Genomic DNA, 8,620 nt, shown 5'->3' on the forward strand with positions numbered 1-8,620 from the left:
ACGGCCTCGGCCGCAATCAGCGGCGTCTGCTCGGCCGGTTTTGCAACGACGGCGTTGCCCGCCATCAGCGCCGCGGTGACCTGACCCAGGAAGATCGCCAGCGGAAAATTCCACGGCGAGATCGCGACGAACACGCCGCGGCCGCGCAGGCAGAGCGTGTTGCTCTCGCCCGTCGGTCCCGGCATCGCTTTCCCTTCACCGAACAGTTCGCGCCCTTGGGCCGCATAGTAGCGACAGAAATCCACGGCCTCGCGGACTTCCGATACCGAATCGTCCAGCGTCTTGCCGCCCTCGCGTTGCATCAGCGCGATGAAGTGCGGCGCGCGCTGTTCCAGCAAGTCGGCGGCTTTTTCGAGTTTGGCTGCGCGCGTCTCGACCGGTGTTCGGGCCCAATGCTTGAAGCCGTTCCGCGCTGCCGATATCGCCGCATGGGCCTCGCTCTCGGTTGCGTCAGCGATGCTTCCCGCCGCAGGCAATGATGCGGCGGCGATCGCCGAGACCAATTGCTCCAGCGCCGCGCGTTCGCCGAATTCGATCCCGCGAGAGTTTTTCCGGCTGGGTCCATAGAGATCGCGCGGCAGCAGGATGTTCGGATGTGCTGCATTGTCCGCGCGGCCGATGATGTCGGTCGGACGCCGCAGCAATTGCGACACCGGCACAGCCTCGTCGGCGGCGAGCGCGACAAAGGACGAGTTGGCGCCATTCTCGAGTAGCCGCCGCACCAGATAGGCGAGCAGGTCGCGATGGCTGCCGACGGGCGCGTAGGTGCGATGGGCGATGTCGGGCTGGTCTTCGCCGAGCTTCGCATACAGCGCCTCGCCCATGCCGTGCAGGCGCTGGAATTCGAAGCCGCCTTGCTCTGTTGCCAGTTCGAGGATGGTCGCGACCGTCAGCGCATTATGGGTGGCGAACTGCGGAAATATTCGCGGCCGCAGCGCCAGCAATTGTTTTGCGCAGGCGAGGTAGTTCAGATCCGTCATCGCCTTGCGGGTGAACACGGGATAGCCGTCGAGGCCCCGTTCCTGCGCGCGCTTGATCTCGGTATCCCAATAGGCGCCCTTGACCAGCCGCACCATCATTTTTCGGTCGAGGCTGCGCGCGAGGCGATCGATGTAATCGATCACCGCGCCGGCGCGTTTCTGATAGGCCTGGACCGCCAACCCAAATCCATCCCAGCCTGCAAGCGAGGGATCGGCGAACGCTGCCGCTATCACGTCAAGCGACAATTCCAGCCGGTCCGCTTCCTCGGCATCGACGGTGAAATTGAGGTCATGGGATCTGGCTTGCCTTGCAAGATCGATCAGCCGCGGCACCAGTTCGTCCATGACCCGCGCGCGGCTCACCGCCTCGAAGCGTGGATGCAATGCCGACAGCTTGACCGAGATGCCGGGCCGGTCGGGCAGGGGACGATCGCCGGCCGTGCGGCCGATCGCCTCGATCGCGCTCGAATAGGAATTGAAATAGCGCGCGGCGTCATCGGCGGTGCGGGCGCCTTCGCCGAGCATGTCGAAGGAGTACCGTTGATGTTGCGACGAATGCGGTTGCGCCCGCGACAGCGCGGATTCGATGGTCTCGCCGAGCACGAAATGATTGCCCATCAGCCGCATCGCCTGGCGCGTCGCCGCTCGCACGGCCGGCGCGCCCAGCCGCTTGGTGAGCCGGCCGATGGTCCCCTGCGGCGTCTCGCCCGGCTGGATCACCCGGGCCGACATGCCGAGCGCCCATGCCGAGGCGTTGACCAGGAACGCGCTCGACCTCGTCTCGTGATGGACGAAGTCGCCCTGGGCGAGCTTGTCCTCGATGAACTGGTCGGCGGTGCGGGCGTCCGGCACGCGCAACAGCGCTTCCGCCAGCACCATCAGCGCCAGCCCCTCCTTGGTCGAGAGCGCAAACTCGCGCAGCATGTCCTCGACCCCGCCGAGCGGATCGTCATTGGCTCTGATCGCTTCGATCAGCCCTGTCGCCACGCGGTCGATCCGCGCCTCCTGCGCCGCGTCCAGTCGCGCGGCCTGGAGCAGGTCGGTGGCCATGGCGCGATCATCTGGCGCGTAGGGCGCCGTGAAGGGCGGCAGGTCTGGTGGAGGGGCGGACATGCGATTCTTACTCCTGCCGCAAGCTTACTGCCGCTTGAACCGTAGTTCGATAGACAAATCTGTAGTTTTGCCTTAGAGAGTACGGAAATTATTTGGTTTGGCCGGATAAATGATTGATATCGACAAGATCGACCGCAAAATCCTCTCAATTCTTCAGGCGGATGGCCGTATCGCCAATGTGGAGCTTGCCGAGCGGATCGGGCTGTCGCCGACGTCGATCGGCGAGCGGCTGAAACGGCTGCAGCGCGACGGGTTTGTCGAAGGCTACGGCGCCCGGCTCAATCCGCACCGGCTGGGCCTGGGCTTGCTCGTGTTCGTCGAGGTGATGCTCGACAAGACCACGCCGGATGTGTTCGAGCGGTTTGCCAGGGCGGTGCAGACCGCGCCCGAAGTGCTGGAGTGCCACATGGTGGCGGGCGGCTTCGACTACCTGGTCAAGGCCCGCGTCGCCGACATGACGGCCTACCGCCGGTTCCTCGGCGAAAGTCTGCTGGCGCTGCCGGGCGTGCGCGAGACGCGGACCTACGCCGTGATGGAAGAGGTCAAGCGCGACGCGCCGCTGCCGGTCGGCTAGATCGCCTCCGTGGCGCGGAGCAACTGGCGCACGAATAACACAGCAAGCGGAATTTCTGCGGCGCGGTCCACAGATCGCAGCCTTGCGTGTTGGCAGTGCACGGGAGCCGCGCTAAGCGTCACGAACGTCGTCGCTTGGGAACTGCGGGAATGATGAGAGACGCCGCTCTGCCGATATGGGGACGCCTCACGCGGAACGGCTTCGCCGCCGTGATCGTCGCTTGTGTCACTGCGCTGTTTGCAGCGCCGCCGGCAAGGGCGATCGAGATGAGTGCCGAGGTCGCCAACCTGTACAGCTCGGTTTCAATCTATCCGCCGTCCGCCACGTCGATGACCGTGTGTTACGGCTTCGTCTGCCGCCGCCGCGAGATCCTCGATTTTACTGCCGGTGACCGCACCGCGCTGACCCAGATCATGGCGGCGGGCCGCGCCTCGGCCGCGGCCGAACGTGCTGCGATTCAGAAGGCGGTGGTGTGGTTCGACCGCCGCATGGGGCCGATCCTCGGCACCAACAAGCGCGTGGCGAAGGCGGATTTCCGCTACTTCGACGACAAGCACAATTACGATTGCTGGGACACCACGCGCAACACGACCAGCCTGTTACTGGTGCTGCGGGAGTGGGGCCTGCTGAAGCACCACGCGATCGGTGATCCCCGATATCGCGGCAATACGCTGGTATTGCAGACGCCGCACAATACCGCGGTGCTGGTCGATCGCACCACCAAGGTCGAATGGGTCGTCGACCTCTGGCCGCGCAGCTATCTGCAGCCACCGGACGTGATGACGGTCCAGAAGTGGGTTACGGAAGATTGAGCGGCCGGTGTTTGCGCAACCATCCAGTCATCGGGCGCGCGAAAGCGGTGCCCGCTCCGCCGAACGCTCACAGTTTTCGAGAAGTTTTTTAAGCCCAACTCCCGGATTTAGGTCCGAGAGCGTGCCGTTGCCGGTCGCGCCTGCGCGCTAAACCTTGAGGTTCTCGGCCGAAGTCTTGCCGCGATTGGCGATCTCTTCGTACTCGACGGTCTGCCCTTCATTGAGCGTCGAAAGCCCAGCTTTCTCAACTGCCGAAATATGAACGAACACGTCCTTGCCGCCTGTCGAGGGCTGGATAAATCCATAACCCTTCGTCGGATTGAACCACTTCACCGTACCCTTAGCCATTCACGTCGTCTCCGCGGAATCAAAAAAATATACGAGCCGCCGGTCCCCGCACTAACCGGCATGCCCGTACCGGGAGGATACGCGGGTTGGGGCAGGCTGAATAGCGCAAACGACTGGCCGTTTTGGCGGAAAAGCCCCCATTCGCGGCCGATTTAGGCTGTTTTTCCGGTTTCGTCCTCATTTGACGCAGCCGGACAGCGAGGATTCCCAATCGGTCGATTGGCCTTGCTCGCTGCGCGCCAAGGTCATTCTTGCGCTTGGCCCAGGCATGGCGTTGGCGAATCGGGCACGGAAGGACCCCGGCCGCTGGCGGCGGCCGGGGCTATTGCATTGATCTAGATCAATAAATCAATAGCAGACGTTTACCGTCCGCCAGCGGAACCCGTACGGCGTCAACACCCGGCGGGTCACGTAGCAGCCGCCATAGCCGCCACCGATCAGGCCGATGCTGATGCCATGGCCATGACCATGGCCGTGGCCGAAGTGGTGGTGGTGATGGTGATGCGGCCAGAACCCGCCCGCCGAAGCGGTGCTGGGAGCCAGCGCGACGGCGCTGAGGGAAGCGGCGGCAACAAGGGCGAGAGTCACTTTGCGAAGCATGGTCGTTCTCTTTCAAATGTGCGCGGTCGACGTTTCGTCTTGGCGCGGGTTAAAGTTTCAGTCTTACCCATCGCCAATCTGTCGTGTGCCTGAGAGAGCGGGTTCGAGATTTCCGGCCTGCGTTCGCCGACAATTTTCTGAACGATTATTCAGGTGTGAAAAACATCACACACGCTTCGAACCGCTATGACTGTAGCGTTTTCACGCTGCCGCGCTTTGCTGCTCGTTAACCAGCGCGGACAAGCTTCGCGCATCCATGACCGTGCGCACGATCATCGGCTCGTTGCGTCCGCGAATCTCGACGTCATGCTGCGGCAGCGCGTCGGCAGCGAGTCCAGCCGTTGCGCGAACTTCATCTGACATGACGGCCTCGCATGCCAGGCTCTTGGTCATGTCCTGCAATCGCGCCGCGACATTGACGGGATCGCCGAGCGCGGTGAACACCATGTGGTCGCGATAGCCGATGTCGCCGACGATGACTTCGCCGCCATTGATGCCGATGCCGAAGCGGATCGGCTCGCGCAGATCATGTTCGAGAAACTTGTTCAACGCGTCGACATTGGCGGCGATCATCGCCGCCGCCTTCAGGGCCTGACGGCAGGCGTTCTGCCGGCTGGTCGCAAGCCCGAACAGCGCCAGCATGCCGTCGCCGACGAACTGGTTCGGCATGCCGCCGCTCTCGAGCACCGCCTGCGATACCGCGCCGAGGAATCGGTTGACGATGAACACCGTGTCGAACGGCAGGCGCTTCTCGGCCAGCTGCGTCGAGCCGCGCATGTCCACGAACAGGCTGACGAGATAGCGCTCCTGCCCGATCCGCGTCGGGTGCGAGTCATGGCCGTCGGCGGATATCGCATGCGGCAGGAAGAGCTGGAAGAACGAGAGGTCGGCCGGCGGACGTAACTGGCAGGCGAGGCGGATCGACGGATCGGACGTGCCGACCCGGCCGAGCACGAAGGCCTCGCGCTGCGACGGCTCCGGCAGCGCGCTGCAGTCGCCGATGATGCGGATGCGGCAGGTCGAGCAGCGGGCGCGGCCGCCGCACACGCTGGCATGCGGCACGTTGTTGCGCAGGCTGGCCTCGAGCACGCTCAGCCCTTTCGGCACACGCACCGTGCGGCCGTTGCCGTAGGAGAGATTGATCATGCCGCGGCGGCGTTCGTTGACGGCGCGGACGCCGCGCGCCACCAGCGCGATGCCGATCAGGCCGAAATAGCCGAACAGGAAATAGTCGGTAATGCGTTCGAGCGCCTGCGCCTCCGCGCGCGTGCCGATCTGGCGCTCCGACTGGGTTTCCTCCCGCCATTCGGCGCTGTCATTGTCGATCACCATGCGCCCGCCCTGATAGAAGCCGAGCATGGAGAGCGTCGGGATCAGCACCGCCGCGGCGAGCAGGAACGGCGCGGCGTGCTTGTAGAACGCCCGCATCCGGAGCCACAGATACAGCCCGATGCAGCCATGGACCCAGGCGATGGTCATCACGGCAAGCATCATCGGGATCCGCCACGGCGCCCAGATCCAGTACAGGAACAGGATCTGCGGATAGAGCCTTTCATGTCCGAACAGTGTCTGGCCGAGCTTGACACCGATGACATGGGCGATGATCAGCATCGGAATGCTGAGGCCGAGCGCAAGCTGCAGCGGCTCGATCGCCTTCCAGCGGAATTGCCGGCGTTCATACAGCGCCCAGATGCCGAGCGCGGTGTGCACCAGGCATGCCGTGTAGAACAGGATCGTGACCGGCAGGAATTGCCAGAACGCGGTGTGGAAGTAGACGCCGGTCGCCAGCGCCTCCAGCGAGATATTGCCGAGCGCGTGGTTGAGGAAGTGGCTGACCAGATAGGCGAACAGGATCACGCCGGTAGCGAGACGGACCTGCCGCAGGCTGATGCCGCGGACGAAGGTCATGATCTGGTCTCGGGAAAGGGCGGCCATGCGATCCACAGGGTCAATATCGGGCGATGGTGGCGGCTAATTCATAAGCTAAATACTCACCGTCGTCCCTGCGAAAGCAGGCACCCATACTCCGCGGCCTCTCCATGTCGCTATAGCCCATGCGGCTTTCCTTACCACGATCGGTGGCTATGGGTCCCTGCTTTGGCAGGGACGACGATTAACTTTTCCGTCACGGCGCGTTGACACTCCCGGCGCAGTCGAGGAGAAAGCGCCGTGACGATCGTCCCACCCGATAAGCTCCGAGCCAGTTCCGCCGCGCCGCCATGGCTGGCCGTGGCGTTGCTGATCGCGGCGCTGACGGCGATGCGGCTGGTCTATGCCGGCATGCTCGATCTGCGCACCGACGAAGCCTATTACTGGACCTGGTCGAAGGAGAGCGTGCTTTCCTTCCTCGATCATCCGCCCGGCATCGCCTGGTCGATCCGGTTCGGCACCGCGATCTTCGGCGACACCCTTATCGGCGTTCGCTTCGGCGGCATCGTCGCGATGCTGGTCACGCAGCTCCTGCTCGCCGACATCGTTCGCCGCGTGACGCATGATATGCGCGCCGTCATCTTCGCGGTGCTGTTGCCGGAAGCTGCGCTGTATTACGGGTTGTTGATGGCGAAGGTCGCGCCCGATACCGCGATGATCCCGTTTGCGGTCGCGATGCTGTGGTCGCTGGTGCGGCTCAACGAGAGCGGCAACCCGCGCTGGTGGCTTGCCGCGGGGCTGTTCGCGGGACTCGCGCTGCTGTCGAAATTCACGGCGATCATGCTGCTGCCGGCGGTGGCAGCCTTCGTGCTGGTGCCGGACTGGCGGCGGCGCTGGCTGCTCAGCGCGTATCCGTGGCGGGCAGCGCTGATCGCGGTGATCGTGTTTTCGCCGGTCCTGATCTGGAATGCGCAGCACGACTGGGCCTCGTTCCGTTTCCAGCTGGTGCGCGCGGTCGCGGACCGCCAGTTCTCGCTCCGCACGGTCGGCGAATTCATCGGCATGCAGTTCGGTCTTGTCGGCTTCGTGCTGCTGCCGGTGGTGCTGTTCGGCGTGACGCTGACGGCCTGGCGCGGCTATCGCACCCGCGAACCGGTCGCGATCCTGCTCTCGACCGCGGTGCTGGTGCCGTTCCTGTATTTCCTCTGGAAGTCGCTGACCCTGCGCGTCGGCGACACCTGGCCGATGTTCCTGTGGCCCGCCGGCTTTGCCGCGACCGCGATCAACTTCGTCATGCTGCGACGCGAGGGAGTTTCGGAGCGCATGATCAAGTCGACGTTCTGGTGGGCGAGGGTGGCGGTCATCTCGGGCATCGCCTTCGTGGTCGGCGTGTTCTTCTATTACGTGGCGGCGCCCTGGAATTTGATCGGCCGGACCGATCCGGTCGGCGCCGAGGCGGGCTATGAACAAGTCGTGGCGCGCGCGCGCGAGCAGTTGCGGGCGACCGGCGCGCACTGGATCGCGGCATCGGACTATCGCACCTACGCGATGCTGCGCTGGCACTTCAACGGGCAGGTGCCGGTCGTCCAGATCAACGAGCGTGGCAGGTTTCAGGGTTTTGCCGATCCCGGCATGGACCAGATCAAGGATCATCCCGGTCTTGTTGTCGCGCGTGAGCCGGACCATCGCCTGCCGCTGTGGGATCTGACGACGGCGACGCGGCAACCGCTGGAACGAGTCGAGCGCGTCTGGCGCGGCACGGTGATGGATACCTACGCGCTGGAGAAGATCACCGGCTGGACGCCGGAGCTGTCGCCGCCGCCGGATTCGCCGCTGTTCCGCTGGCGCGTGCTGGCGGGGATTGCGCGGTTTGACGCGGGCGTTTCGTAGCCTCTGCGCTCGCAATGATTGACTCCCGTAGGATGGGTGGAGCGAAGCGATACCCATCAATGCTTCAACGCCGGTGCGCGGGACGATGGGTTTCGCCTCGCTCTAGCCATCCTAGGAGGACGGCGGTCTTTCCGCGTCATTGCGAGCGAAGCGAAGCAATCCATGCCTCAACGCGGGGATAGATGGATTGCCGCGTCGCTTCGCTCCTCGCAATGACGTGGATATAGTTTCGCGATCTCGCGACATGAATTGCCCGAGGCTTGCTCTCAATTTCCTGCTCTCTCATTCAGAGGGCGCAGGGAAGACCGGGTGCTTGCTGCACCCGAGGTCTCGTGTGCCGTTGCGCATAGGAAGGAAACGCACACGAGCATACAGGTGCAGCGGAAACACTCCGGCCTTCCCTGCGCAATGGCTTTACGGCTTACTTCGTGCTC

At 64.0% G+C, this 8,620-nt stretch carries 7 protein-coding genes; 3 read left to right on the forward strand and 4 right to left on the reverse strand.

All coding sequences use genetic code 11. The annotated features are described in order from the left end of the window. Nucleotides 1-2,093 (reverse strand): bifunctional proline dehydrogenase/L-glutamate gamma-semialdehyde dehydrogenase PutA (putA, locus tag CQ12_RS19500; RefSeq protein ID WP_245310010.1); only part of this gene is annotated, 2,093 nt, incomplete at its 3' end. Nucleotides 2,094-2,202: 109 nt separating this feature from the next. Between putA and CQ12_RS19505 the strand changes: the two genes are divergently transcribed. Further along, a complete protein-coding gene (locus CQ12_RS19505) occupies nt 2,203-2,667 on the forward strand; it encodes an Lrp/AsnC ligand binding domain-containing protein (RefSeq protein ID WP_198164200.1) in 465 nt (154 codons plus the stop codon). 149 nt (nt 2,668-2,816) lie between these two features. Beyond that, entirely contained in the window at nt 2,817-3,479 is a 663-nt protein-coding gene (locus tag CQ12_RS19510; protein WP_430642244.1) for a hypothetical protein, read from the forward strand. A 147-nt stretch (nt 3,480-3,626) separates the two neighbouring features. Here CQ12_RS19510 and CQ12_RS19515 read toward each other — a convergent pair whose 3' ends face one another. The 3 genes from CQ12_RS19515 to CQ12_RS19525 form a co-directional block, all read right to left on the reverse strand. After that, nucleotides 3,627-3,827: a cold-shock protein gene (locus CQ12_RS19515; RefSeq protein ID WP_057836919.1), complete on the reverse strand. Its 201-nt coding sequence runs from the start codon at nt 3,825-3,827 to the stop codon at nt 3,627-3,629. A gap of 348 nt (nt 3,828-4,175) precedes the next feature. After that, nucleotides 4,176-4,427 carry a hypothetical protein gene (locus tag CQ12_RS19520; protein ID WP_057836920.1) on the reverse strand — a complete coding sequence of 84 codons (252 nt, stop codon included), beginning with the start codon at nt 4,425-4,427 and terminating at the stop codon, nt 4,176-4,178. Nucleotides 4,428-4,628: 201 nt separating this feature from the next. Continuing rightward, nucleotides 4,629-6,362, reverse strand: coding sequence for an adenylate/guanylate cyclase domain-containing protein (locus CQ12_RS19525; RefSeq protein ID WP_057836936.1), 1,734 nt, complete (start codon nt 6,360-6,362; stop codon nt 4,629-4,631). A 324-nt stretch (nt 6,363-6,686) separates the two neighbouring features. On the opposite strand from CQ12_RS19525, the gene CQ12_RS19530 reads away from it, so the two are divergent. Next, the gene (locus CQ12_RS19530; protein WP_083519376.1) at nt 6,687-8,186 is read left to right on the forward strand and encodes a glycosyltransferase family 39 protein; all 1,500 of its coding nucleotides are present in this window, start codon (nt 6,687-6,689) and stop codon (nt 8,184-8,186) included. Nucleotides 8,187-8,620: the final 434 nt, after the last annotated feature.

The sequence above is a fragment of the Bradyrhizobium jicamae genome, from assembly GCF_001440395.1.
Classification (GTDB): domain Bacteria; phylum Pseudomonadota; class Alphaproteobacteria; order Rhizobiales; family Xanthobacteraceae; genus Bradyrhizobium; species Bradyrhizobium jicamae.